This is a genomic window from Mesorhizobium sp. P2_E9 (genome assembly GCF_056403815.1).
In genome coordinates, this window is record NZ_JBFUET010000011.1 from 110,254 (window position 1) to 131,382 (window position 21,129).

Annotated in this window: 23 protein-coding genes; 11 read left to right on the forward strand and 12 right to left on the reverse strand. The window is 64.8% G+C overall.

Annotated elements, in window-relative coordinates; translation table 11 throughout:
* Positions 1 to 28 precede the first annotated feature (28 nt).
* Positions 29 to 2,464, forward strand: a complete 2,436-nt coding sequence (locus AC1D05_RS20950) for a putative bifunctional diguanylate cyclase/phosphodiesterase (RefSeq protein ID WP_477443582.1) — start codon at positions 29 to 31, stop codon at positions 2,462 to 2,464.
* Between the two features lie 108 nt (positions 2,465 to 2,572).
* Here the strand turns inward: AC1D05_RS20950 and AC1D05_RS20955 are convergent, their stop codons facing one another.
* The 3 genes from AC1D05_RS20955 to AC1D05_RS20965 all read right to left on the reverse strand — a co-directional run bounded on the left by AC1D05_RS20955 (position 2,573) and on the right by AC1D05_RS20965 (position 4,543).
* Entirely contained in the window at positions 2,573 to 3,232 is a 660-nt protein-coding gene (locus tag AC1D05_RS20955; protein WP_477443584.1) for a hypothetical protein, read from the reverse strand.
* 75 nt (positions 3,233 to 3,307) lie between these two features.
* The gene (locus tag AC1D05_RS20960; RefSeq protein WP_477443586.1) at positions 3,308 to 3,733 is read right to left on the reverse strand and encodes a hypothetical protein; all 426 of its coding nucleotides are present in this window, start codon (positions 3,731 to 3,733) and stop codon (positions 3,308 to 3,310) included.
* Between the two features lie 105 nt (positions 3,734 to 3,838).
* The gene (locus AC1D05_RS20965) at positions 3,839 to 4,543 is read right to left on the reverse strand and encodes an SDR family oxidoreductase (protein ID WP_477443587.1); all 705 of its coding nucleotides are present in this window, start codon (positions 4,541 to 4,543) and stop codon (positions 3,839 to 3,841) included.
* Positions 4,544 to 4,670: 127 nt separating this feature from the next.
* Between AC1D05_RS20965 and gcvA the strand changes: the two genes are divergently transcribed.
* The 3 genes from gcvA (at position 4,671) to AC1D05_RS20980 (ending at position 7,476) form a co-directional block, all read left to right on the forward strand.
* Positions 4,671 to 5,570: a transcriptional regulator GcvA gene (gcvA, locus tag AC1D05_RS20970; protein ID WP_477443589.1), complete on the forward strand. Its 900-nt coding sequence runs from the start codon at positions 4,671 to 4,673 to the stop codon at positions 5,568 to 5,570.
* Between the two features lie 92 nt (positions 5,571 to 5,662).
* A complete protein-coding gene (locus tag AC1D05_RS20975) occupies positions 5,663 to 6,796 on the forward strand; it encodes an NAD(P)/FAD-dependent oxidoreductase (protein WP_477443591.1) in 1,134 nt (377 codons plus the stop codon).
* Positions 6,793 to 7,476, forward strand: coding sequence for a YoaK family protein (locus tag AC1D05_RS20980; protein WP_477443593.1), 684 nt, complete (start codon positions 6,793 to 6,795; stop codon positions 7,474 to 7,476). Before AC1D05_RS20975 ends, AC1D05_RS20980 begins: the two co-directional genes overlap by 4 nt.
* Positions 7,477 to 7,479: 3 nt before the next feature.
* Here AC1D05_RS20980 and AC1D05_RS20985 read toward each other — a convergent pair whose 3' ends face one another.
* On the reverse strand, positions 7,480 to 7,953 hold the full coding sequence (locus AC1D05_RS20985) for a MarR family winged helix-turn-helix transcriptional regulator (protein ID WP_477443594.1): 474 nt from the start codon (positions 7,951 to 7,953) through the stop codon (positions 7,480 to 7,482).
* Between the two features lie 125 nt (positions 7,954 to 8,078).
* On the opposite strand from AC1D05_RS20985, the gene AC1D05_RS20990 reads away from it, so the two are divergent.
* Both AC1D05_RS20990 and AC1D05_RS20995 read left to right on the forward strand, forming a co-directional pair.
* Positions 8,079 to 8,894: a p-hydroxycinnamoyl CoA hydratase/lyase gene (locus AC1D05_RS20990; RefSeq protein WP_477443596.1), complete on the forward strand. Its 816-nt coding sequence runs from the start codon at positions 8,079 to 8,081 to the stop codon at positions 8,892 to 8,894.
* A gap of 32 nt (positions 8,895 to 8,926) precedes the next feature.
* Positions 8,927 to 10,447 (forward strand): AMP-binding protein, encoded by a 1,521-nt coding sequence (locus tag AC1D05_RS20995; RefSeq protein WP_477443598.1) that lies wholly within the window; start codon positions 8,927 to 8,929, stop codon positions 10,445 to 10,447.
* Positions 10,448 to 10,452: 5 nt separating this feature from the next.
* Here the strand turns inward: AC1D05_RS20995 and AC1D05_RS21000 are convergent, their stop codons facing one another.
* A complete protein-coding gene (locus AC1D05_RS21000) occupies positions 10,453 to 11,172 on the reverse strand; it encodes a 3-keto-5-aminohexanoate cleavage protein (RefSeq protein WP_477443600.1) in 720 nt (239 codons plus the stop codon).
* A 188-nt stretch (positions 11,173 to 11,360) separates the two neighbouring features.
* On the opposite strand from AC1D05_RS21000, the gene AC1D05_RS21005 reads away from it, so the two are divergent.
* Positions 11,361 to 11,555, forward strand: coding sequence for a hypothetical protein (locus AC1D05_RS21005; RefSeq protein ID WP_477443602.1), 195 nt, complete (start codon positions 11,361 to 11,363; stop codon positions 11,553 to 11,555).
* On the opposite strand, the gene AC1D05_RS21010 is transcribed toward AC1D05_RS21005, so the two are convergent.
* The 5 genes from AC1D05_RS21010 to AC1D05_RS21030 all read right to left on the reverse strand — a co-directional run bounded on the left by AC1D05_RS21010 (position 11,556) and on the right by AC1D05_RS21030 (position 15,922).
* The gene (locus AC1D05_RS21010) at positions 11,556 to 13,655 is read right to left on the reverse strand and encodes an EAL domain-containing protein (protein WP_477443604.1); all 2,100 of its coding nucleotides are present in this window, start codon (positions 13,653 to 13,655) and stop codon (positions 11,556 to 11,558) included.
* 142 nt (positions 13,656 to 13,797) lie between these two features.
* On the reverse strand, positions 13,798 to 14,007 hold the full coding sequence (locus AC1D05_RS21015) for a hypothetical protein (RefSeq protein WP_477443605.1): 210 nt from the start codon (positions 14,005 to 14,007) through the stop codon (positions 13,798 to 13,800).
* Positions 14,008 to 14,059: 52 nt separating this feature from the next.
* Positions 14,060 to 14,719 (reverse strand): DUF3313 domain-containing protein, encoded by a 660-nt coding sequence (locus tag AC1D05_RS21020; RefSeq protein ID WP_477443607.1) that lies wholly within the window; start codon positions 14,717 to 14,719, stop codon positions 14,060 to 14,062.
* 2 nt (positions 14,720 to 14,721) lie between these two features.
* Positions 14,722 to 15,006: a hypothetical protein gene (locus AC1D05_RS21025; protein WP_477443609.1), complete on the reverse strand. Its 285-nt coding sequence runs from the start codon at positions 15,004 to 15,006 to the stop codon at positions 14,722 to 14,724.
* A gap of 307 nt (positions 15,007 to 15,313) precedes the next feature.
* Positions 15,314 to 15,922, reverse strand: a complete 609-nt coding sequence (locus AC1D05_RS21030) for a TetR/AcrR family transcriptional regulator (RefSeq protein WP_477443611.1) — start codon at positions 15,920 to 15,922, stop codon at positions 15,314 to 15,316.
* A gap of 277 nt (positions 15,923 to 16,199) precedes the next feature.
* Between AC1D05_RS21030 and AC1D05_RS21035 the strand changes: the two genes are divergently transcribed.
* Positions 16,200 to 16,649 (forward strand): ester cyclase, encoded by a 450-nt coding sequence (locus AC1D05_RS21035; RefSeq protein ID WP_477443613.1) that lies wholly within the window; start codon positions 16,200 to 16,202, stop codon positions 16,647 to 16,649.
* Positions 16,650 to 16,907: 258 nt separating this feature from the next.
* A complete protein-coding gene (locus AC1D05_RS21040; RefSeq protein ID WP_477443615.1) occupies positions 16,908 to 17,978 on the forward strand; it encodes a phosphatase PAP2 family protein in 1,071 nt (356 codons plus the stop codon).
* A gap of 105 nt (positions 17,979 to 18,083) precedes the next feature.
* On the opposite strand, the gene AC1D05_RS21045 is transcribed toward AC1D05_RS21040, so the two are convergent.
* Positions 18,084 to 18,620, reverse strand: coding sequence for a hypothetical protein (locus AC1D05_RS21045; RefSeq protein ID WP_477443617.1), 537 nt, complete (start codon positions 18,618 to 18,620; stop codon positions 18,084 to 18,086).
* Between the two features lie 122 nt (positions 18,621 to 18,742).
* The gene (locus AC1D05_RS21050; protein ID WP_027046421.1) at positions 18,743 to 19,069 is read right to left on the reverse strand and encodes a DUF1330 domain-containing protein; all 327 of its coding nucleotides are present in this window, start codon (positions 19,067 to 19,069) and stop codon (positions 18,743 to 18,745) included.
* Between the two features lie 177 nt (positions 19,070 to 19,246).
* Between AC1D05_RS21050 and AC1D05_RS21055 the strand changes: the two genes are divergently transcribed.
* Positions 19,247 to 19,939, forward strand: coding sequence for a winged helix-turn-helix transcriptional regulator (locus AC1D05_RS21055; protein ID WP_477443619.1), 693 nt, complete (start codon positions 19,247 to 19,249; stop codon positions 19,937 to 19,939).
* A 65-nt stretch (positions 19,940 to 20,004) separates the two neighbouring features.
* Positions 20,005 to 21,117, forward strand: coding sequence for a bifunctional DNA-binding transcriptional regulator/O6-methylguanine-DNA methyltransferase Ada (gene ada / locus AC1D05_RS21060; RefSeq protein WP_477443794.1), 1,113 nt, complete (start codon positions 20,005 to 20,007; stop codon positions 21,115 to 21,117).
* The last annotated feature ends 12 nt before the right edge of the window (positions 21,118 to 21,129 follow it).

Sequence of the window (21,129 nt, forward strand, 5' to 3'; positions counted from 1 at the left end):
TCCCTCGTCACTCGATGGTGGGACGCTGATGAACGCATTCAGGCGAGCGGCCGGATTTGTTGTGATCCTGTTGACCGGCGCGGCGACGCTGGCGGCCTTGCATATCGATGCCCAGCGAAATTTCGCGCTGGCCAAGGAGCGCTATCTCGAGAATTCCCAGGCAGCATCCAGAGCGACGGCCAAGACGGTCGAAGACGCCTTGCGGGCCGTCTATGAAAATGTCCGGACCTTGACCTATCTGCCCAGCGTCCGAAACCTCGACCGGCACGGTACCAATCTGGGCGACGAAGGCCGCGCGACGATCCAGCAGATCTACAACAACCTCGCCAACAACGTCTCGATTTCCGAGGTTTACTTCCTGCCGCTGGATTTCAATCCGGACCGCTTCGACGCGGTGACCGGCAAGCTCGAGGAGCCGATCCTCCAATTCGACCAGCTGATCGTGAATGCCAAGGCGAGATCCGATGCCGCCGCCGGCGCCAAGCACGCGAAGCTCGATGAGGATGCGCTGACCCGCCCGCCGGAAGAGGTCGAGACCTATGAATACCATGAGCTGGCAAAGCAGCTTGCCTGGCTGAAGGCCAACTATCCGAATTCGAGCGCCATCGACGGGCTCAACGTGCCGATCATCGGCACCAAGGAGCTCATCACCTGCGACAACACCGATTTCATCCATACCGGCAACGACGCGGACCGCTCCGGCTTCATCCTCTCGGTCCCGGTGTTCGGCCAGGACGGCAGCCTGCGCGGCTCCGTCTCGGCGATCATGCTCACCTCGGCGCTGCGCAAACTGTTGCCGAGCACCGACTACGTCATAGTCAATTCAGGCTACGGCTTTGAGTCCGACCAGCACAAGATGTCCACGGCGCTCGCGGCGGATTCCCGTGCCTTCACGGCGGCCGATCCCAATCTGATCTATTCCGAAGTCATTCCGCTCTCGCTCAACGATCCCAGAAGCGCATGGCGTCTTTGGGCCGGTTTCCCCAACAGCAATTTCGACAGCAACCTGGACGTCCAGTCCGTGCGTGAATTCGAACTGGCCGGTTATGCGGCGGTCGCGGTGGTCACGCTGCTGGCGCTGGCCTGCTGGTACGCGATCGGACGGACAATGACGATGCAGGTCGAGGCTGCCGAGACCCTGGAGCGGCGGGTCGAGGAACGCACCGCCGAGATCCAGCACCTGGCCACGCATGACATTCTCACCGGCCTGCCCAACCGAGGCCTCCTGGCCGAAACGATGGACGAGGCGCTGAGAAGCCTCAGGGACGGCGAGAAGCTGGCCGTCCATTGCGTCGATCTCGATCGTTTCAAACCGGTCAACGACACGCTCGGTCATCCGATCGGCGACGAACTGCTCGGGGCGGTGGCGACGCGGTTGAAACAGCATGCCGGCGAAACCGCCATGGTGGCGAGAATTGGCGGCGACGAGTTCGTCATCATTCAACTCCTGCTCGACGGCAACGACGAGGCCGGCGTGCTGGCAAGCCGCGTCATTCATGCCCTGTCCGACGAATTCCCCATCCAGGGCCACAAGATCAACATCGGCGGCAGCATCGGCATCGCGGTTTTCCCCGACGACGGGCAAAATTCGGAAACCCTTATCCGCAATGCCGACCTGGCCTTGTACAAGGCCAAGATGGAAGGCCGCGGCACCTGCAGGTCGTTCGAGCCAGGAATGGACGCGAGACTGCAGGAGCGGCGCCAACTCGAATCCGAACTGGCGCTCGGCGTGAAGAAGGAACAGTTCGTCCTGCACTATCAACCGTTGCATGACGCAAAGACCTCGCAACTCACCGGCTTCGAAGCGCTGGTGCGATGGAACCATCCGCGCCTCGGTCTGCTGCCGCCGTCGGAGTTCATCCAACTGGCCGAGGAGACGGGCGTCATCGACGCGCTTGGCGAGTGGATCATGCGACGTGCCTGCGCCGATGCCGTGCAATGGCCCCTGCCCGTCAAGGTCGCGGTCAATCTCTCGCCGGCCCAGTTCAAACAACAGGGGCTGCCGCTTCAGGTTGCCGCGGCGCTCGCGGCTTCGGGCCTGCTGCCGTCACGGCTCGAGCTGGAGATCACCGAGTCGGTGCTGCTGGCGAACAACGAAAACACGCTAAACACGCTGCACAGCCTGCGCGACCTCGGCATCTCCATAGCCATGGACGATTTCGGCACTGGCTATTCCTCGCTGAGCTATCTCAGGTCGTTCCCGTTCAACCGCATCAAGATCGACCGCAGCTTCGTCAGCCTGATGTGCGAGAGCAGCGAAAGCCGGGCGATCGTCAAGGCCGTCGCCGAACTCGGCACCACGCTCGGCATGACGACGACCGCCGAAGGCGTCGAGACCGAGGACCAGTATCGCCTGGTCCGGGAGAATGGCTGCACGGACGTCCAGGGCTGGTTGTTTGGCCGCCCGATGCCGGCCTCCGAGCTTCATACGCTTTTCGAACAGCCAGAGGCCCTGACCGCGTAGGCAGCGTTGAGTGCTAGCCGGCTCTTGCTGCGTGTCCGCGTTCGCCCTCAACTCCGCCCGCTTCTCGGCGACCTGTCGACTTGAGCACAGGAGCTTCAGCCAGCACGATCATCCGGCTGCCTTGCGGGCCCATTGCCAGAACGGATCGTCCGAAAAGACTGCATCCATATCCGCCACGCACGTGACGATCTGGGAAGCAGTCCTTGGCACGGTCACATGAAAAGTGGATTCGACCCAATGCCTGAACTCGACGGGCGCGCGGTAAGGAATAGCGTGCTCATCCCCGCGATGCTCATTTGTGTAGGCGTCCTCAGGCGTCAGTGTGAAGACTTCTGGCCGGCAGATTTCTTCGTAGCCGATGGCTAGCAAGCGCAAGAAATCGACGGCATTGTCCGCCAGCACACAGGACAAGGTCGATCCTGATCCGGATCCCAGATGCACGAAGCGCTGCACGCCGTTGTCGTCCATCCAAATTCCCGCCTGCGACCCATCGCCTCCAGTAACAATGAACGGAGCCACCCGGCCCGTCACGGAAGGATCGTCATTGCCCAGCCACGCACTCATCAGGTCGGGATCGACCACGGTGAAATAGCTATTGGCTATCGCTTGTCTTTGGACCACTGTTGACGGGTACAGCGAAGCATAGCGAATGGCCTCGTTTCGAACGAAGCCGTTTTCCTCCATCCAGCGGAATGCCATCTGCAATTCTTCCGGCATTCGCAGCATTGGAGGAAACGTGCGTTCGACCTCGTTCAAAAAGCTCCTCATGCCACGCCTCCGATGCTTGGTTCCGCCATCAACTGAGACGCGTTCGACAGCCTCACAAATGCTGCCAGATCGCCTTCAGTGGCGAACCCATGGCTTGTTCGATCGTCCGCAACTGCTCGCTGGCCAGGGAGGCTGCACCGGGATTCGCCAGGTCAGCGCGCAGACCCCGAACGCCGCCGGCCACACATAGCGCAAATCGTTCAGCGACGAGGCCTTGTGGCAGCACGGCGTGGTGACCGAAAGGTCTTCGAAGCGTGACGTGGCGGCCTGGTCCATTGCCTCGCCCCACCAATCCTCCAGGTTGCTGCCGCAAAACGGGCAATGGATGCTTTCCGTGTTGGCTCCGGCGTCGAAGAAAGTCACGCCTTCTTCGTATTCGACGGCGACATGCTCGGCCAGCGGGAACAATCCGCGCGCAATCTTCACGGCTGCCCTGGCAGCCGCTTCGTCGGGATGCCAGTGTGGATCATTCGGAACCAGGCGCAGAAAAGTGTCGGACATGGTCCCTCCTCCTCATGGGTTGAGGATGACCGTTCGAAGCACCTGGCGCAATGGTCGAAACGCTGGCTGGGTGCCGCCGAGATGCGGCACCCGCCATTGCCGGCCTCAAATAGCGCGGATGATGCCCCCATCCACACGGATGTTCTGCCCAGTGATATAGCCAGCACCTTCCGAAGCCAGGAAGGCAATGGTCGCGGCGATCTCCTCGCTCGTGCCGTAGCGCTGCATCGGCACGCTGTCGCGGCGCTCCTCGGTGGCCGGCAGGCTGTCTATCCAGCCGGGCAGCACATTGTTCATGCGCACATTGTCTGCGGCATAGGTGTTGGCAAAGATCTTGGTGTAGGCGGCAAGACCGGCGCGGAACACGGCCGAGGTCGGGAACATCGGGCTCGGCTCGGCGACCCAGGCGGTCGAGATGTTGATGATGGCGCCACCCTTCTGCTTGACCATTTGCGGCGCCACGATACGCACCGGCCTGACGACGTTGAGCAGGTAGACATCCATGCCGGTGTGCCACTGCTCGTCCGTGATCTCCAGTATCGGCGCGCGCGGACCGTGGCCGCCGCTGTTGACCAGCACGTCGATGCGGCCATAGCGCTCCAGCGTCAGGTCGACGAGGCGCTGCAGATCGTCATTCGACTGGTTCGAGCCGGTGACGCCGAGCCCGCCCAGCTCCTTCGCCAGCGCCTCGCCCTTGCCCGAGGAGGACAGGATGGCGACCTTGAAGCCGTCCGCCGCCAGGCGCTTGGCCGCCGCCGCCCCCATGCCGCTGCCACCGGCCACGATAACAGCCACTTTTTCTACACTCATTGGGTTTTCCTTTTCGGGTTGGCAGACACCGCAAGCGGTGATTTTGGATCGTGGGCGCTGATATAGCTGGTCTTTCCGCCCGGTTCGAACCAGAATGCCTGAAATCAACCAGTAGAAAAACTCCTGCATGCCCGAAGCCTTCCTGAGCCTGCCACCGTTGAATGCGCTGCGCGCCTTCGAGGCCTCGGCGCGTCATCTCAACTTCCGCATCGCCGCCGAGGAGCTGAACGTCACGCAAGGGGCGGTCGCACAGCACATTCGCGGGCTGGAGGCGGATCTCGGCACGAAGCTGTTCGAGCGGCTGCCGCGCGGCCTGGCGCTGACCGATGAGGGTCGCGCCTATGTGCCCAACATCCGCCGCGCCTTCGACCTGATCTCGGAGGCAACCTTGCTGCTGCGCCCCGAGCCGGCGCGGCTGACGATCAGCGTCACGCCGAGCTTCGCCACCAAATGGCTGATCCCCCGGCTGCAGGATTTCGTGGCGCACAATCCGCTGGTCGACCTGCGCGTGCTGGCCAGCGAAAGCCTGTCGAGTTTCCAGGCCGATGGCGTCGACATTGCTGTCAGGCAAGGCCGCCCGCCCTTCGGCGCCGGCCTGATCGTCGACCTGTTGTTTCCCCAGCAGATCGTCGCCATCTGCAGCCCGGCCCTGCTGCCGGCCGGCACGACCGAAATCGCGGCGGCCGAAATCCAGCATCACGTCCTGCTGCACGACGCGCACAATCTGTGGCCGGAATTCATGGAAAAGGCGGTCGGCCTGAGGATGACGGCCGAGCTCAAACGCATGCGCTTCAACCAGACCAGCCTCGCCATCGACGCCGCCATCGCCGGCCAGGGCATCGCGCTGGCCAGCCGCTTCCTCGTCGCCGCCGATCTCGCCGCCGGCCGGCTGGTCCAGCCGGTCCGTGGCGAAATGCGCGGCACCCAGGATTTCTATGTCGTGATGCCGAGAAAACAGCGCCACCCCGAGCCGACGCAAGCCGTGCGACAGTGGCTGCTGGACGCGGGGGAATGCACGCCGGTCTAGACCGGCGGCAACGCGTCCGGCTTCAAGGCGCAAACGACCGAGGGGCGGTCGCGCAGTTTGACTGGATACGAAATCATTTTTACGACTGTTGGATGCAGTCGAATCCCTCCCCAAAAATCGTCGTCATCGGTGGTGGCATTGCCGGCCTGTCGCTGGCTGCCGCCGTCCGGGACTGGGCCGCCGTCACCGTCCTCGAGCGCGAGCCGCATCTCGGCTACCACGCCAGCGGCCGCTCCGCCGCTCTGTTCACCGAGACCTATGGCAACCGGGTGGTGCGCGGGCTGACGCTGGCCAGCCGGCAGGCAATCGTCGAGGGCGGCTTCGTCGCCCATCGGCGCGGCGCGCTGCATGTCGGCTGGCGCGGCGACGGCGCGGCAATAGACCGGCTGGCCAGCGAATTGCAGGCGCTGGTGCCCAGCGTGCGGCGCCTGTCGGCGGCCGAGCTGCATGCGATGGTCCCGGTCATTACAGCCGAGGCCAGCTGCGGCGGCGTCTATGAGCCGGACGCGGTGGACGTCGACACGGACAAGATGCTGGCAGCCTGCGCCTCGGCGCTGAAGGCGAGCGGCGGCACCATCCGCACCGGCGAGGAGGTCCGTGCCATTTCGCCCGACGGCGGCGGCTTGCGGGTGGAAACAAGCGCCGGTGTCTATCAGGCCGACATCGTCGTCAACGCCGCCGGCGCCTGGGTCGATGTCGTCGCCGGCCTGGCCGGGCTCTCCGGCCTCGGCTTCCAGCCGAAACGCCGCACGGCCTTCCTGTTCGATCCGCCTGCCGGCACCAACATCGCCCGCTGGCCGCTGGTGGTCGATTTGCACGAACAATTCTACTTCAAACCGGATGCCGGCAGGCTGATCGGCTCGCTCGCCGACGAAACCGATTCCGAGCCTTGCGACGCGTATCCGGAAGACCTCGACGTCGCCATCGGCGTCGACCGCATCGAACAGGCGACGTCGATGCGCATCGGCCGGCCCTCGACGCCGTGGGCGGGCCTGCGCACCTTCGCGCCCGACCGCACGCCGGTTGCCGGCTTCGACCCGCGCCTGCCCGGCTTCTTCTGGCTCGGCGGCCAGGGCGGCTACGGTTTCCAGGTGTCGCTGACGCTGGCCAGGCTGAGCTCGGCGCTGTTGCACGGCCTGCCCTTGCCTGAGGATGTCACGGCCCTCGGTGTCAGCGCCGCAGCGCTGGCGCCCGACCGTTTCCTGGCCCCAGTGACGACGCCATGAAACCCACGCTGCCGCTGCTGTTGAGCCTCAATGGCGGCTATGTCGACACGGCCGGCTTCCTGGCGCTGCAGGGCCTGTTCACCGCGCATGTGACGGGGAACTTCGTCACGGTCGGCGCCTCGCTGGTGCTGGGCATTTCGGGCGTGGCGGCAAAGCTGCTGGCGCTGCCGGTGTTCTGCATCGTCGTCATCCTGACCCGGCTGGCCGGCGAACGCCTGCGCCGGCGGGGGCATCAGGCGCTTGGAGTCCTGCTGGCGACCAAACTGGCGCTGCTTATCACCGGCGCCGCGCTGGCGATCCGCTTCGGCCCCTTCGCCAGCGGCGACAGCGCGGCCGCGATCGTCACCGGCATGGTGCTGGTCGCCGCGATGGCGATCCAGAATGCGGTGCACCGCGTCCATCTGGCGGCAGCACCACCCTCGACGCTGATGACCGGCACCACCACCCAGATCATGCTCGACCTCGCCGACCTCATCGGCGGCACGGCACCGGAGGCCCGCCCGGCGCTCATTGCCCGACTGCGGCGCATGGCGGCGGCGGTCGCCGTCTTCGCCGCCGGCTGCGCGGCCGCCGCGCTCGGCTATGCCTTCGCCAATGTCTGGTGCTTCGTAATCCCGCCGCTGATCGCGCTCGCCGCGCTGGTGCTGCGGCTTTCGGCGCCGGACACGGAGACCAAGTAGCCCTCAGTCTTCGTCCGTCCAGATCAGGCGCAGCATGCGCAGCAGCGTTGCCCGCTCCTTCTTCGTCAGCCGGTGCAGGAACCGGTCCTCGTGCCGCCGAACCTGTTGTCGCCATCCCGGCATGGCCTGTCTGGCCGCCTGCGTCAGGGTCAGCATCCGCACGCGCTTGTCCTGCGCATGGTCGTCGCGTTCGACCAGTCCGCGCTCTTCTAACTCTGCGAGCAGCGGCGCCATGTTGGCGCTCTTCATGCCGAGCAGGCGGCAGAGTTCGGCCGCGCGGATGCCAGGCCGCTCATCGATCAGCGCCAGCATGCCGTAGGTCACCGGGCGCAGCGCCGCCTCGGCCAGCTCGACCGAAAAATCGTTGAGCGCGAAGGCCGAGGCACGCCTGAGATTGTAGCCGATCTGCGCGTCGAGCGTGTCCTCGGACCTCAGACCCGGCGCGCCGCTGCTGGCGTGAACCTCTGTATCATCCATGCTGCAACCGATCGCCGCGATCCCCCCCTCTTGTCAAGCGAAAAAGACTATGCGACATAGCAATTGAGATAGCTATGCTGCATAGCAATATTCCACAGCTGTGGTGGATCGGGAGGACACTGACCATGACCGAAGAGACCGTTGCCTTCGATGTCGAGAACGGCATCGCCTGGGTGCGTTTCAACCGGCCGGACAAGCGCAATTGCATGAACCCGGCGCTCAACCGGCGCATGATGGAGGTTCTCGACGAGCTTGAATTCCGCGACGATGTCGGCGTGCTGGTGCTGTCGGGCGAAGGCAGCGCCTGGTCGGCGGGCATGGACCTCAAGGAATATTTCCGCGAGACCGAAGCCAAGGGTCTTGGTGCCATCCGCAAGGCGCAGTCCGAAGCCTATGGCTGGTGGCGGCGGCTGCGCTGGTACGGCAAGCCGACCATCGCCATGGTCAATGGCTGGTGCTTTGGCGGCGGCTATGGCCCGCTCTTCGCTTGCGACCTCGCCTTTGCCGCCGACGAGGCGCAGTTCGCGCTGTCCGAGATCAACTGGGGCATCCTGCCCGGCGGCGGCGCCACCAAGGTGGTGGTCGACCTCCTGTCGATGCGCGACGCCATGTACCACGCACTGACCGGCGAACTGATCGACGGCAGAAAGGCCGCCGCCTGGAAGCTGGTCAATGAAAGCCTGCCGCTGGCCGGGCTGAAGGCGCGCGTCACCGAGGTCGCGAACACCTTGCTGAAGAAGAACCCGATTGCGCTGAAGGCGACGAAGGATGCCATCCGCCGCGTCACCGAGATGACCTACGACAATGCCGAGGATTATCTGGTGCGGGCGCAGGAGGCGGCGAACTTCCACGACAATTCAGGCCGCAAGGAAGGCATCCGCCAGTTCATCGATGAAAAGAGCTACAAGCCCGGTCTCGGCGCTTACGACAAGGCCAGATGACGCCATAAGCCACCGACGCAATCTGGGAGGAGATGCGCATGCCGGCCTGGACAACGCCAGATCCCGTGGCCCTGCATGCCAGGGCGCAGCCGGATCGTCTCGCTTGTGTCGACCTCGCATCCGACCGGCGCTGGACCTATGCCGCGCTCGACGAGGCCATCCAGCGCGCCGTCGGCGTTCTCGAAACCGGCTACGGCGTCGAACAGGGGCAACGGATCGCCACGCTTGCCCGCAACAGCGCCGACCTGTTGATCCTGCAACAGGCCGCGATGCGGCTTGGCGCCATCTTCGTGCCGGTCAACTGGCGGCTCGCCAGTGCGGAACAGCAGGCGATCCTTGCCGATTGCGATCCGGCGCTGCTGTTGCATGACGCCGCCCCGCAGGCGGCGTTGCCCGGGCGCTGCATCGCCATCGATGTCGCCGCCTTCACAGCGGCGGTGGAGGCAGAGGCGCCGGCGCCGCGCCGTCCCCTGCCCGCCGACGATGCGCCCTCGATCATCCTCTACACGTCGGGCACGTCAGGCCGGCCAAAGGGCGTCATCGTCACCGAGCGCAATGCCTTTGCCACGGCGGTCAATTTCGGCGTGCTGGGCCGGGTCGGCAATGCCAGCATCTTCCTCTGCGACGCGCCGATGTTCCATGTCATCGGCCTGATCACCAATCTGCGTCCGCCGCTGCTGCAGGGCGGCACGGTGCTGATCTCACCCGGCTTCGACGCCGGCGCCACCAACCGTCGCCTCGCCGATCCCGCCCTTGGCGTCACCCATTATTTCTGCGTGCCGCAGATGGCCAGAATGCTGCGCGACCATCCGGATTTCGCGTCGGCGAACTGGGCCTCGCTGACCGCCATCTTCACCGGCGGCGCGCCCAACCCGGCCGCCGACATCAATTGGTGGCTGGCGCAAGGCGTGCCCATGGTCGACGGTTTCGGCATGACCGAAGCCGGCACCGTGCTTGGCATGCCGGTCGAGGCCGACTGCATCACAGGCAAGGCAGGCTCGGCCGGCCTTGCCGCACCGATGATCAGCCTGCGCATTGTCGACGAGGACGGCAGCGACGCCGCTGTCGGCGAGCCGGGCGAGATCTGGCTGTCCGGCCCCTCGATCACATCAGGCTACTGGAACCGGCCCGAAGAGACGGCCCGTGCCTTCACCGCCGATGGCTGGTTCCGCACCGGCGACATCGCGCGGCAGGATGAAGAAGGCTTCGTCACCCTCGTCGACCGCCGCAAGGACATGTTCATCTCCGGCGGCGAGAATATTTTTCCGGTCGAAATCGAGATGGTGCTGCTCGACCATCCCGCCATCGCAGAGGCCGCGGTGATCGGCGTCGCCGACGAACGCTGGGGCGAAGTCGGACGCGCCTTCATCGTGGCGAAACCCGGTTGCGTTGTCGATCCGGCTGGTCTGGCCAGCCATTGCGGCGCCCGCATCGCCCGCTACAAGGTGCCGAAAGAATTCCTGCTCACCGACGCGCTGCCGCGCACCGCATCCGGCAAGATCCAGAAACACATCCTTCGCACATGGGCAGCACCAGCCGGCGGCCAGGGCTGAGCCGTTCAGCGGGCCGACCGGAACATCGCCACGGCCGCCGCGACGATGTCCGCATTATCCTTGGCCACCGTTCCGTCGGCCAGCGTCCTGCCGTCCTCCAGCCCGACCCGCGTCGACCAACGTTTTTGCTGCGCCAGCTCCACGAACGGCCAGACGGTGGCGTCGGCGCCGTGCAGCAGGATCGGCCGCCGCACTTCGGCGCGCTCCAGCACGGCGGCGATGCCGTGCGCCTCGTCGAGCGCGGCAGACAAATCCTGGATGTCGATCTCGATCAGGATGCGCAGCACTTGGCTGTGGTCGGCAAGCGCCACGAAGCGCTCGGCATCGGCAATCGTGGCAAGCCCGGCCTCGATGCCGACGCCGCGCCGGCGCAACAGCTCCATCACGCCGGGCGCGTCGGCCTCCGACAGGTTGACCGAGGCATAATCGGGCAGCTCGCGCCAGCCGGCGATCGCCGCGCGGGTCCGCGCGACATCATTCTCGATCCAGGCGCCCGTCGAAACGCCTATCAGCGTGCCCGGGCAGGCCTGGCGCACGGCAAGCACCGTCTCATCGACGGCGGCCAGGCTTTCGCGCCCGTCGGCGTTGCGCGGATGGATATGCAGTTCGGCCGCACCCGCGGCGACGCAGGCCGCGGCATCGCTGGCCATGGCCTGCGTCGTCAGCGGCAGCTTCGGGTGGAAATCACGCGGACGCGCGCCATTGATGCAGGCCTGGACAATCATCGATCTCGCCTCGGACAAGAAGTTGGCAGTCTACCCGTGCCGCAAGGCAGGGCAAAGAGTTGCGCGGTGTCTCTCCTGACAGCGCGGCCAGGATCCGACGGCATTTGAATAAAACCCGCCTGTGGATATTTACCCCGCGTTCCGCCGGGCCGGCCAAGATACATTAGGGCGGGATCATGGAGGGACCATTGACCAGCGATTTTTCAGCCGCCCGTATCCATCTCGAACGCGCCTATCACTATCTGCGCGGCAATGACGAGACGAGCCGCTTGACATGCGAAGCCCTCGACCTGCTGATCGAGACGGTGGCGGAAGCACAGCACAGGCGGCCCGAGTCTGGAGTGGTGGAGTTTCCGCATCAGACGGTGCGGCAAACCGGCTGATCAGGATGCCTTGCGTGCCCCGCTTGCCGGCCCGGTCGCACGCGCCACGATCTGCTCCAGCGGCTCAGGCCGGTGCAACAGAAAACCCTGGCCGGAATCGACTCCCATCGACTGCAGGATGCCGAGCGTCTCCGGCTCTTCGATCTTCTCGGCCACGACGGCGCAGCCGACGCTGCGGGCAATGCCCGATATGGCCGAGACGATCTCGCGGTCGAAGCGGCTTTCGGCGATGTGCTCGATGAAGGAGCCGTCGATCTTGATGGCATCGACCGGAAAACGCCTGAGATATTCGAACGAGCTCATGCCGGCACCGAAATCGTCGAGGCTGACCTTGCAGCGCCGCTCGCGCGCCTTGCGCACGAACGTCTCGGCGGCGTCGAAATTGGTGACGGCGGCGGTCTCGGTGATCTCGAAACCGATGCCGGAATGCGGCGCCCCGGTTTGCTCGATGATGCTGTCGACGAAGTCCCACAGCCCGGGATCGCTTAGTGTCTGCGCCGACAGGTTGAAGCCGAGCGTCAGCGCGCCCGAGCGCAACGCCGCGCCATGCCGCGACAGTGCGGTGCGGATGATCCAGCGATCGAGCCTGGCGGCAATGCCGAACCGCTCGGCCACCGGAATGAATTCGCAGGGCGGCACCAGCCGGCCGTTGCGCGCCGTGAGCCTGGCCAGCACTTCGACATGGCGGCTCTCTTGCCAGGGCTTGCCCAGCAGATGGATTTCCTGGCCGAACAGCTTTAGCCGTCCGTCTTCCATGGCGTCGACCGTGTCGGCAGCAATGCGCGCGGCGTTAAGCCCACCCGACCCCGATTCCACCGTCGCGGAAAACACCGCGAAACGGTTGCGTCCGGCAGCCTTAGCCGCGTAGCAGGCATCGTCGGCGCAGGCCAGCGCGTCGGCCACCGTGGTGTTGGCATCGTCGATGAAGGCGATGCCGATCGAGGCCGCCAGCTTGCGCGATGAAGTGGCTGGGCCGAGATCGGCCTCACGCACCGCGCCAAGCACGGCTGTGGCAATCCGCTCGGCCTGCGAGGCGTCACAATGCGGCACCAGCAGCGCGAATTCGTCGCCGCCCAGCCGCGCCGCATGCGCCGATGGCGGCAGGCAGCGGACAATGCCGGCCGCCACGCTCTTCAGCGCCAGATCGCCGGCGGCGTGGCCGGCGAAGTCGTTGAGTGCCTTGAAGTAGTCGAGATCGACATAGAACACCGCCAGCGGCACGCCTGTGGCGATGTGGTCGGCAAGCAGCCTGTCGAAGGCGGAGCGGTTCCACAGGCCGGTCAGCGCATCGTGACGGGCCGCATAGGCCAACTCCTGCTCGCGCAGCTTGTCCTCGGTGATATCGCGCACCGTGCCGAGGATCTGGCCGGCAGCACCCGCAGCGGCAATGAAGCGTACCAGTGATTCGACATGGCGGATCTCGCCGTCGCGCTTGATGATGCGGTACTGCGACGCGATGACGCCGTCCGAGCCGGGTGCCGGCTGGTGCGCGCGCTCGGTGGCTTCCTTGTCGTCGGGGTGCAGGAAAGTATGCCAGAGGTCGGCCGTCACCTCGTCGGAGTCGGCGACGAGGCCGAATATGTCCCGGGTGCGGGTGTCCCAATAGCTCTTGCTGGTGGCGATATCGTGGTGCCAGATGCCGGTACCGCTGGCGGCGAGCGCCAGCCGGAAGCGCACATTGACCTTTTCGAGCTCGACCTCGGCCGCCTTCTGCTTGGAAATGTCGGTCTGCACGCCCATCAGCCTGACCGGCTTTCCGGACGTGTCGCGCTCGACGATGCCGCCGCGATCGAGCACCCACACCCAGTGGCCCTGCTTGTGCTTCAGCCTGAGTTCGGTCTCGATCGACGGGGTCAGGCCGGCAATGTGGGCGTCGCCGCTGGCCAGCGCCCGCTCGCGGTCGTCGGGATGCGTCAGTTGCAGCCACAGATCGGCCGTGTCGGCAAGCTCGCCCTCCTCATAGCCGAGCATGCGCCACCATGTCGGCGAATAGAAGCAGCTGCCGTTTGCAATATCCCAGGCCCAGACGCCAAGATGAGCGCGTTCGAGCGCCAGCGCCCAAAACTCTCCGTTGCGACTTTTCTCGTCCTGACGCGCCATAGTCTGTTTTCGCCTGCCCCCACCCGCGGGCAATCTGCAGCAAAACCAGAGAAGAAACAGTTACCGCAGGGATGGCGCCATCGGATCGGCATGGGTGGGTCGAGCATCAGCCGGGAAGGCATCTTGCCATCAGGCCGGTAGATCACGGCGACCACATCGCCCGCGCCGAAGACTTGGCCGGCTGCCCTGGCTTGTCAAAGGGGCCGCTTCGTTCGCAGCCGAGCAGCGCCAGTGCGGCCACGAGGATGAGGGTACGAATGATCACACGATGCATTGGATGTCCTTCGATGAGGCTCAAGGCCGTCAACCAGAGCTGCCAGATGAAGAACCAGGCAATTGATATGGCCTCCATGGCCGGGCGCTCCTGGTGGTTTGGGTTCCGGCAATCGCCGTTTCGGAAGCCGCTACTTCAGCTGCGCGACAAGCGCATCCGCTCCCTTGTCGACACCGGCCTGCGCGGCGGCCAGCGGTTGCATGCTGGCCTTGATGTTGATCGGGCTTGGATATTGCTTGGCGACGAAGGCCTTCAGCAGGCGGTTGGTCCCGGCATCGAAGATCTCGACGGCGTAGAGGACGGAGCCGGTCAGCGACCCTTCGCGGTCGCGCGCGGTCTGCACGGTGTTGTAGACGCCGCCGGCGATGTCGAAGCGTGAAAGCGTGCCGAGAACCGGCGTGTTGGCCTTGGCGCCGGTCAGCGTCAGCCGCACGCGCAACGTGTTCGGCCCCGGCTTGCCGGTGAGCATGAAGCGGCTCTTCAGCCTTTCGGTGAAGCGGTCCTGCATATAGCCAGCGATTGCCGCCCTGTCGCTCGCCGGCATCTTGCCGAACTGCCCGTCGGCGCCACGATAGATGACAACGGGATCGACGATGACGCTGCTGTACTGTTTCCAGTCGACCGTGGTCGAATAGCTGTAGGGAACCCGCCCGGTGGCATCGCGCGGATTGGGAGCGAGCTCGGCCGACGATGACAATCCCGAATAGGCGATCGGATCGGCGCTGACGCAGCCCTGGACAGCCATGCCGAGCCCGGCGATGGCCAGAAAATTCCAGATGGTTTTGTGCATTGTCAATGTCCTGTTGAGAGCAAAAGCGTGATGACGGTGACCGGGCAAAGGCTCGCCGGGACACACAGCATCACGCGGGCGGTGCCGAACCACGCGTGCCGGCGCGAACTGCGCGCCGCATGGGCGAAGACCTTCGAGGCAAGATGTAGCAGCGGTAGCAAGGCGAGCATCGCCGCCAGTACCAGCAGCAGTGTCTGTGGCCGGTAGTCCGGCAGCGTCGCCGGCCCTGCGGCGGATGCCGCGGCGCGCAGCCGGTCGAACAATCGCATCGCCAAGAGGGCCGTCATCAGGTCGACGAGGCATAAAGCAAGGCCGGTGGCCACCAACGGCGAAAAACGGAATGCCAGGGGCCGCCCGGCGGTCAGCGGTCGAGGATCCCCAAGCCGGCGTTGGATCTCACGATCGACGGATATCGGCAGGGCCGTGACAGGTCCGTGCGTTGGAAACGGTCCGCCGAAAGCCTTCAGCCTGGCCAGTTGCCCGCTGTTCGCGGGCCATCCAGCACCGCTCTTCGTCCCCGGCCGAACCATCTCTGCACCCCTCGCCCTTGCGTTGGGTGTTCGTATAGCAGCCAAAAACGAATTTGCAAACCGTCTAGTCGGTTTTTTTATCTGCTGCCCGACTGGAAGCGGAAGGCTCCTTTGCGGCGGCAGGCCACCGGGCGTTGTCGATGAGGCGGTCGAACAGGCGCTCCAGATCCGCTTCCGACAGCGAGCAGATGCCCATCATTGTCGACAAAGCGAGGCCTTTGGCCGCGAACAGGCGAAGCGTCGCCAGATCGGGATCCGCCGCCTCGGCTCGAATGGCCTCGACCTTCCCGGCGTCCGTCTCCCGCAGGCCGGAAAGCAGTGCCGGGTTTTCCGCCAGCGCGCCGAGCAGGCCGAAGGCCACCGAATGCGGTTCGGAGACGGCCTTGCGCTGCACCGCGATCTGCGCCGCGAGTTGCGGCTCGTTGCCGTCAGCGCCGGCCGCGGCCAGATAGTCCCTGGAAAAATTCTCGAAGAACTCGACTTGGTTCTCCAGCAGCGTCTTCAGCACCGCTTCCTTGGTGCGGAACTGGTGCATCACGCCCCCCTTCGAGAGGCCGCCCTCGCGAGCGATGGCGTCCAGCGTCAACCGGCCCGGCCCATCGCGCGCGATGATGGCGAGCGCCGCCTGGATGATGGCGTTTCGGGAACGTTCGGAACGGGAGACATTGTCCATGGGTGGCTTCCTGCGGCATTTGCGGCGGTGATCGACATGGCCTCTGCCCTCCACGAGATAGACCCGAACAGGGACAAAAACAATCCGCCCGGTCTGTTTATCGGAATTCGACCCGGGCACCGGCGCCCTTCCCGCCTTTCGATTGGCCGGCAAGAACCGGAGTTTTGCGCGCGCCGGTTCGTCCTACTGCTTGCCTCAGGTCATCGGCCAGTCCGGTGATCCCTGATCCATCGGCAGCGCCGATGATCACTAGCAAACAGCAAAGAGGACCCTCCCAATGACCAAACAGGAAGACAACAAGGCCGTCGTCGTCAGATGGTTCACCGACTTCTGGGGTGAAACCTGCGATCTGTCTGTCGTCGACGATATCGCGGCACCCGACATGTTGCTCAGATATTCCTTGCACGAGCCGCGCCGGGGCCGCGACGACATCAAGGCCTTCATGACCGATTTCCGCGCCGCCTTCCCGGATCTCAACTTCTGGGCCACCGCCGATCTCATCGCCGAGGGCGACTATGTCGTCGGCCAATGGGAGGGCGGCGGCACGCATACCGGCCCGGCCTTCGGCGATTTCCTCGCCGGCTCGCTACCCGCCGCCACCGGCCGCACCATGCGCTTCACCGGCACCACCGTGCTGAAGGTGATCGACGGCCGGATCGTCGAGGAGATCGGCCTCGACGACGGCGTCGCGGCGCTGACCCAGCTCGGCCTGATCAAGACCGCCTGATTTACGAGACCTCCTGATTTACAGGGAGCCATCGCCACCCAGGCGATGGCCTCTTCGATTGTGAGACGGCAATGGCATCGTCAATACTTACGCATTGGAGGACGACATCTTCGTCAACGAATCCTTGACGGAAAAGGAATAATTATAGGCGTCTAATATTTAGAGATTTTCTCTTTTATAAAGTGAAACTGAATAGTAATACTTCATCGGCGAAAATACCGTGAATAATCCTTCGGGCAGCTGGCGGGATGTCCTTCGATGAGTATGCGTACCGGGCAGCGGGACGGCGATCGCCGCTCCTTTGCCATTTTTGACCTGGACATCGCCGCGACCAGAAGCGGCTGGCTGCTGACCGCTCTGTGCCTGGCCTACGCGCTGGCCGCGCTTTGCCTGCAGCCGGACCGCTTTGTGCATCTGGCGCAAACCTACGCCCAGCCGTTCGTCTTCTTCCTACCCGCGCTTCTTGCCGCCGGCCTCGGCCTGTTGGCACTGACCTTTGCCCGGCATAGCCCGACAAGGTTCATGCTCGATATGTTGAGGCAGCGCTGGCTGGCCGCCACGCCGGTGATCGTCCTGTTCTATCTCGGCATCACCGCCTTCACCGCCTTCAAGATCGCCATCCCGGAGATCGTTCCCTTTTATGCCGACCGCTTGCTGGCAGAACTGGACCTCGGGCTGCATGGCGCCGCCCCCTGGATATGGACGCACAGCGTCGTTCCCGAACCGGTCTCGGCCGTCATTTTCATCGGCTACGGATATGGCTGGCACGTGCAGTGGTTCGGCACGTTGCTGTTCGTCGCCTTCTGGAACAACCCGACCGGACGGTTGCGTTATCTCTGGGCGTTCGCGCTGACCACGATGCTGTGCGGCACCGTTCTGGCCATGGCGCTGTCGTCCACCGGCCCGATATTTTATGACCAGTTCTATGGCGGCGACCGGTTTGCCGCATTGCAGACCGCGCTCGCGCAAAACGGCTATGCCACCCCGGTCCATTCCTATGCCAGCTATCTGCTCACAGTCTACGCAAGCGGCCGCCCTGAATTCGGCGGCGGCATCTCCGCCATGCCAAGCATGCATGTCGCCTTCGTAACGCTCAACGCGTTCTTCCTGAGCGGTTTCGGGCGCCGCTGGGCGCTCGCCGGCTGGTCCTTTGCAGCACTCATCCTGTTCGGCTCGGTCTACACCGGCTGGCACTATGCCGTTGACGGCTACCTTTCGATCCTTGTCGTGTCCGTGCTCTGGTATCTGACCGGCCGTTTCGTTCTGCCGCAAGAGAACCGCGACACAGGCGGGATCGGACTGCCGCTGCCCGAACTGGCATCGCATTGACCCGACCTGGCTGAGGCCGGGGCCGGGGCAAACCAATGCCTCCACGACCTTTCGGGAGAGTGCCAGGCGGCATAAGGCGCCGCCTGGCTTCATTGCTTACTGAGCTTACTGGCTCGGCGCCGTCGCGTGTTCGCACGACACTTTCGGGTTCATGTCGGCGAAGGTGCCGGTCGGGTTGCCCTTCCAAGCCCAGACATGCAGTTCGTAGAATTCACCCAGGCCATAGCGGTTGGGCGCGCTGTTGAAGTTGAACAGCTGCCCGTCGAGCGACGCCGGGCCCTTCGAGGTGATGTACTCGACCGCCACCAGCTTAAGCCGGCCGTCGGCCGTCGGCTCGTACATCACGGCTTCAGGCCGGGCGATATCGATCTTGTCGTCCTTCAGATACTGGCCGTTGACGTAGTGGATGCCCATCGCGCCACCCGTGATGCCGCTGGCGCAGGGAATGGGCGCATAGCCCTCGGCCGTCGCCGCCTTGACGTCAAGGAACCGGCTGTTCGCGGCCCGTACCTTGTCGGCCAGCGGGTTGGGGCCGGATGCGGCCTCAGCCGCTTCCTGATGCGCCCATGCAACGCTGGTGCAGACGGCGAGCATGGCCCCCGCCATGATGAGCCTGTTGCGAAGATTTGATGTCATATCCATTCCATTCTTCTTGAAAAAGCACGGCTGGCCGGCCGCCGAAAATCGAAAATACGGAGGCCCGGCGGGCAAGCGCCGTGACTGTTGTTGCTTGGCGATCCCGAAATCGATGTATCGTAGAAGGATCATCCCTTCGGCAGATACGGGATCGTTCCCGCCAGATCGGTGTCGTCGATCAGCTGGAAGCGGCTGTCACTGCCACCCTGGCGCGCCGAAACGAAGGGCGCGTAGGCCGGATCGTTGGTGAAGGCGCGCGCCGCCGCTTCCGACGGGAACGCCATCAAGGCGATCAGCGTGGTGTCGAGCGGCTTGCCTTCAAGCGTCTTCACATTGCCGCTGCGCGACAGATATTTGCCGCCATGCTTGTGGACGATGTCGTGCACCGAGGCGGCGTAGGCCGGCACCCATTTCGGGTCGTTCATCTTGATGTCCGCGATTACGTAAGCAGTCATGGGTAGTCTCCTGGTTGCGGCGCACAGGGGTATCCCGTGCACCGGCCAGAGGGCTCGCATGGCAGGGCTCTCGCCAACCAGTCCGCGATCTGTACTGGGCCGGTACAGTTTCTGTACTCGTCGCTTCAATCATGAAGGGCTAATGTTCATCCCAGCTTCGAGGGAGGAACACCAATCATGACCCAGCACGGATACAAGCAGTTCTGCCCGCTATCGATGGCCGCCGAGGTGCTGTGCACCCGCTGGACGATGGTGCTGATGCGCGAATTGGTGGCGGGCTCGACCCGCTTCAACGATTTGCGCCGCGGCGTGCCAAAGATGTCGCCAACCCTTCTGTCGCAACGGTTGAAGGAGCTCGAGCTGGCGGGGATCGTCGAACGCAAGGAGATCCAGGGCGAGAAGGGGATCTTCGACTACCGGCTGACCGAGGCCGGCCGCGATTTGCGCCCCGTCGTCGAGGCGATGGGTTTCTGGGGGCAGAAATGGGTCGAGTCCCGGCTCTCGCTCAAGAACCTCGATCCGTCGTTGCTGATGTGGGACATGCGGCGCAATTTGAACCCCTCGCCGCTACCCGAGGGACGCACAGTGATACAATTCCTGTATCAGGATCTCCCGGCGTCCAAACGGTCGTGGTGGCTGATCGTCGAGAAGCATGGCGAGGTCGACCTGTGCTGGTACGATCCGGGCTTCGATGTCGACCTCTACGTCTCGACGGACCTGCACACGATGACGGCGATCTGGATGGGATTGCTGACGGTCGAGAAGGCCGGCGCGAAGGTCGCGCTGACCGGCGACCACGCGATCGGCAAGCAGATGCAGACCTGGCTCGGCCTCAGCCCGTTCGCGGTGGAGCCCAAACGCGCGGCGTAGGAGAGCCGAGGGCCCTTGGCAGGAAACGGGTGGCGAGGCCGGCTTCGCTCGGCTTCAATGCGGCCATGTTCATCACTCTCGCCAAAGACCTCAAATCCACGCCGCTGCCGGTCACCGATGATCCGCGCTGGGCGCGCATCGTCGCGCGCGACAAATCAGCCGACGGCGCGTTCTGGTATTCGGTGGCGACGACCGGCGTCTATTGCCGGCCCTCCTGCCCGTCGCGGCGTGCCAACCCCGGGAATGTGCAACTGCACGATACGCTAGCTCAGGCGAAGGCGACCGGCTTTCGCGCCTGCCGGCGCTGCAACCCGGATGGCCCCTCGCTGGACGCCGGCAATGCCGCGATGGTCGCCGACGCGTGCCGCAGGATCGAGCAGAGCGAGGAGGAACCCTCGCTCGCCGAGCTGGCGGATGCCGCCGGCCGCAGCGCCGGCTATTTCCATCGCATCTTCAAGGCGATCACCGGGCTGACGCCGAAGGACTATGCCGCCGCGCACCGCGCCGCCCGGGTCCGTCAGGGTCTCGAAGACGGCGCCAGCGTGACAACGGCGATCTACGATGCCGGCTTCAATTCGAGCGGACGTTTCTACGAGAAGTCGACCGGCATGCTCGGCATGACGCCGACGCGCTACCGCGCCGGCGGCGCCAATGAGGACATCCGCTTCGCCGTCGGCGAATCCTCGCTCGGCGCCATACTGGTCGCGTCGAGCCAAAAGGGCGTCGCCTCGATCCTGCTCGGCGACGATCCGGACGCTCTGGTGCGCGACCTGCAGGACCGTTTCCCCAAGGCACGGCTGATCGGTGGCGACCGCGATTACGAAGCGCTGGTCGCCCGCGTCGTCGGCTTCGTCGAGGCCCCACGGCTCGGTCTCGACCTGCCGCTCGACGTGCGCGGCACCGCCTTCCAGCAGCGCGTCTGGCAGGCCTTGCAGGATATCCCGGTCGGCAGCACGGTTTCCTATGCCGGGATCGCTGAACGCATCGGCGCGCCGAAGGCAACCCGCGCCATCGCCGCCGCCTGCGCGGCCAACAATCTTGCGGTCGCCATCCCTTGCCACCGCGTGATCCGAAAGGATGGCGCCCTGTCCGGCTACGCCTGGGGCGCCGAGCGCAAGCGCGCGCTGCTCGACCGCGAGGCGGGATCCGACACAGCCCACCGGTCTTCGCGGACCTGACGAGGACCGGCG

Coding starts and splice junctions, on each gene's coding strand:
- AC1D05_RS20975 (WP_477443591.1), top strand. CDS start 5,663: ATGCAGTCGAATCCCTCCCCAAAAATCGTCGTCATCGGTGGTGGCATT.
- ada (WP_477443794.1), top strand. CDS start 20,005: ATGTTCATCACTCTCGCCAAAGACCTCAAATCCACGCCGCTGCCGGTC.
- AC1D05_RS20995 (WP_477443598.1), top strand. CDS start 8,927: ATGCGCATGCCGGCCTGGACAACGCCAGATCCCGTGGCCCTGCATGCC.
- AC1D05_RS21035 (WP_477443613.1), top strand. CDS start 16,200: ATGACCAAACAGGAAGACAACAAGGCCGTCGTCGTCAGATGGTTCACC.
- AC1D05_RS21015 (WP_477443605.1), bottom strand. CDS start 14,007: ATGGAGGCCATATCAATTGCCTGGTTCTTCATCTGGCAGCTCTGGTTG.
- gcvA (WP_477443589.1), top strand. CDS start 4,671: ATGCCCGAAGCCTTCCTGAGCCTGCCACCGTTGAATGCGCTGCGCGCC.
- AC1D05_RS20980 (WP_477443593.1), top strand. CDS start 6,793: ATGAAACCCACGCTGCCGCTGCTGTTGAGCCTCAATGGCGGCTATGTC.
- AC1D05_RS21030 (WP_477443611.1), bottom strand. CDS start 15,922: ATGGACAATGTCTCCCGTTCCGAACGTTCCCGAAACGCCATCATCCAG.
- AC1D05_RS21050 (WP_027046421.1), bottom strand. CDS start 19,069: ATGACTGCTTACGTAATCGCGGACATCAAGATGAACGACCCGAAATGG.
- AC1D05_RS20990 (WP_477443596.1), top strand. CDS start 8,079: ATGACCGAAGAGACCGTTGCCTTCGATGTCGAGAACGGCATCGCCTGG.
- AC1D05_RS20960 (WP_477443586.1), bottom strand. CDS start 3,733: ATGTCCGACACTTTTCTGCGCCTGGTTCCGAATGATCCACACTGGCAT.
- AC1D05_RS20955 (WP_477443584.1), bottom strand. CDS start 3,232: ATGAGGAGCTTTTTGAACGAGGTCGAACGCACGTTTCCTCCAATGCTG.
- AC1D05_RS21020 (WP_477443607.1), bottom strand. CDS start 14,719: ATGCACAAAACCATCTGGAATTTTCTGGCCATCGCCGGGCTCGGCATG.
- AC1D05_RS20965 (WP_477443587.1), bottom strand. CDS start 4,543: ATGAGTGTAGAAAAAGTGGCTGTTATCGTGGCCGGTGGCAGCGGCATG.
- AC1D05_RS20950 (WP_477443582.1), top strand. CDS start 29: ATGAACGCATTCAGGCGAGCGGCCGGATTTGTTGTGATCCTGTTGACC.
- AC1D05_RS21040 (WP_477443615.1), top strand. CDS start 16,908: ATGAGTATGCGTACCGGGCAGCGGGACGGCGATCGCCGCTCCTTTGCC.
- AC1D05_RS20985 (WP_477443594.1), bottom strand. CDS start 7,953: ATGGATGATACAGAGGTTCACGCCAGCAGCGGCGCGCCGGGTCTGAGG.
- AC1D05_RS21045 (WP_477443617.1), bottom strand. CDS start 18,620: ATGGATATGACATCAAATCTTCGCAACAGGCTCATCATGGCGGGGGCC.
- AC1D05_RS21025 (WP_477443609.1), bottom strand. CDS start 15,006: ATGACGGCCCTCTTGGCGATGCGATTGTTCGACCGGCTGCGCGCCGCG.
- AC1D05_RS21055 (WP_477443619.1), top strand. CDS start 19,247: ATGACCCAGCACGGATACAAGCAGTTCTGCCCGCTATCGATGGCCGCC.
- AC1D05_RS21010 (WP_477443604.1), bottom strand. CDS start 13,655: ATGGCGCGTCAGGACGAGAAAAGTCGCAACGGAGAGTTTTGGGCGCTG.
- AC1D05_RS21000 (WP_477443600.1), bottom strand. CDS start 11,172: ATGATTGTCCAGGCCTGCATCAATGGCGCGCGTCCGCGTGATTTCCAC.